Here is a 2,579-nt window from a genome sequence, read left to right on the forward strand (position 1 = left end):
ATTAAAGTCAGTGAAGGAGTCGCCTCCTCCACTGCTCTCCAAAACGGAACGTGATAGTTTCCCATCATTCCGCTCCTCAATAAAACGGCTGTTGTCATCAGTACGTCATTACCAACATATCGTTTTCCCACGCCCACAGGCTTGGTTCCACTGGTGGCTTAGGTTTAGCGCTTTTGCAGCTAGATTTGTTACCGAGACTACCATCATTGGCAGTCTTTGTGTCGTGGCAATGTCGATGGAGTAGCTGCCAATTATCATACGATTCCTTTCCACCTTTCGATTTGGGGATGATGTGGTCAACTTCAATCGAATCTCCATCTTTGAAGTAGTTATCGCAGTGAGCGCATTTCCCTTTTTGTCGTTTGAGTAGTTTGGCTACTCTTACAGGTATTTCGGGGTGTACTCCCATTCTTGAACTCCAATATATCCAGTCCCCGTCATAGGGTGATACCATCCCTTTTACTTTTACATAGCGCTTTATTTCAGTGGAGCTATGTTGTATTAGCCTTAGAGGATTGTTACCCTCTCCGGTTGCGAACACCCAGTTATTGCCTTCTACGGTTTTGAAGTATTTACGGCGTATCCACCCTTTGCCTTTGTTCCTATGACGATGACGACCCCACTTCAGAAGCTTCCAAACCACTAAGTGCCACAACTTTGAAAATATTTTTTGACTGACGACTGTTGAGAAGTAGTTGCACCAACCCCGTATGATAGGAGTGAGATTCTTAATTAAAGTCGCTTGGTTTGACCCACGCGATTTATTTATTACTTCAGCAACTTTTCTGTAGTGCTTTTTCTGACTTTCTTTACTGGGGGTGATAATAGTCTTAAATCCGAGGATTTTACCCTTTACTTTGCCTGAATTGTGTTTCCCAACAGGGAATTGCCTGACGTTGAATCCTAGGAAGTTGAATCCAGGTTGTTCATCATCTAACTTGTTCAGGGTGTGAGCTAATCTTGTCTTACTCGGCTTTAGTTCTAACCCAATGCCACTCAACCACTTCTCTATCTCTACTTGACACAGCTTTACAACTTCTAAATCCTCATGAAGGACTACAAAATCGTCCGCATATCTTATCAATGAAATCGATTTGAGTTTGTCTCGCAATCCAAGATTATAACCACGATAGTCTTTCATCTCGAATTTTGGGGCTAAACCCATAATCAATTCCTCAATCCCATGTAAGGCGACATTGGCAAGTAGAGGTGAAATTACCCCGCCTTGTGGTGTACCTTCATCAGTTGGGAACAGCTCGTTTCCATCCATAACACCAGCTTTTAACCAAGCTCGGATTTGTCTCCGTAGGGTAGGATAAGTATTCAATTTTTTGAGAAGTACATCGTGATTAATACGGTCGAAGCATTTACTGATATCGGCATCCAACACATACTTGGATTTTTTATTAACCGCACAGAATATTGCTCCTATCGCATCGTGGCATGAGCGTCCAGGTCTGAACCCGTATGAGTTAGGTTCAAATCGCGCTTCCCATTCTGGTTCTAACACCAGTTTGACTAACGCTTGCAAAGCTCGGTCTTCCATTGTCGGTATACCTAAAGGTCTTTCCTCATCTGTCCCTGGTTTGGGTATCCAAACTCGGCGTGTTGGCTTAACCTTTGAACCCAATGATATTTTATTTATCAAGGCGAAACGTTGCTTTGGGGTCAGCGATTTAACGCCATCCACACCTGCCGTCTTCTTACCGCGATTATCCTGAGTTACCCGACGAACCGAAGCGGCTTTTGCTGCCCAAGAACTTATCAACAGTTTCTGGAGTCTGCGTACTAGCTTGACATCACCACGATTAGACGCTTGATATATCCGCTTTTGCAATTTAAAAACGTTACGCTCTAGCTTTCGCCAGTTGATATCGTTCCATTCATACATCGGTTTTTCTGCCGTGTTCATAACATATTCATTGCTACTTGTAGCTATATCATCCGTATTACCGTGAGTCCGTTAGCATATCCTCATCATTACAATGAGGCGTTGGCTTTTGACTCAATCTCTACCACCTGTTACCTGGAAATCCAGATGTTTCGTCTTAGCTGACTGCTCGAAGTATTCGACCTCTCCGAGAGTAATCAGGTGGTTTACTTCGTTCCTCATAACCATTGGTTTGTTCCGTTAGGATGTCACCTCTTCACCGAGTTTTTTGGGTAACGTAGGTATGCCGATACAAATTCGCATACCACCCTGTACTAATGCCCTTTTTGGGACTACCAGCGCATGAAGCCTTATTTCGCTGGTTCGGCTTAACGGTGATTCAGGCAGTGACTTCACTTTCGTTATCCATAGAAACTTGCTTACGGGATACCACTTTAGGCTAGTAGCTCTTTCCGCTTTTATCCCCGCTTCACCGATTGAGGGCTAGTCGCTACAGTGGGGGATATGCTTTCACCTCTACGTTTGAGGGGCAGGGCTTGACGTTTTCTAGGATACTGACGCTCACCTGCAAGGTTATGAAGTTGTCATCTACAAGGGATTAAAGTGCGAACTCAATCCTGATGGATTACCCTGTAGAAGCCAGTCATCCCCCGATTTCTCGGTTTCGACTGAACGAATCGCACTTGTA

At 44.2% G+C, this 2,579-nt stretch carries 1 protein-coding gene; it reads right to left on the reverse strand.

Annotated features, from left to right (window positions below; genetic code table 11):
* Positions 1-97 precede the first annotated feature (97 nt).
* On the reverse strand, positions 98-1,912 hold the full coding sequence (gene ltrA / locus QUA44_RS30265) for a group II intron reverse transcriptase/maturase (RefSeq protein WP_333257574.1): 1,815 nt from the start codon (positions 1,910-1,912) through the stop codon (positions 98-100).
* Positions 1,913-2,579 lie beyond the last annotated feature (667 nt).

This window comes from Microcoleus sp. N9_A2 (assembly GCF_036701775.1).
In the GTDB taxonomy this organism is placed as follows: domain Bacteria; phylum Cyanobacteriota; class Cyanobacteriia; order Cyanobacteriales; family Microcoleaceae; genus Microcoleus.

What these genes read in the sequence shown, in the direction of transcription:
- ltrA (WP_333257574.1), bottom strand. Translation starts at nt 1,912, where the DNA reads ATGAACACGGCAGAAAAACCGATGTATGAATGGAACGATATCAACTGG.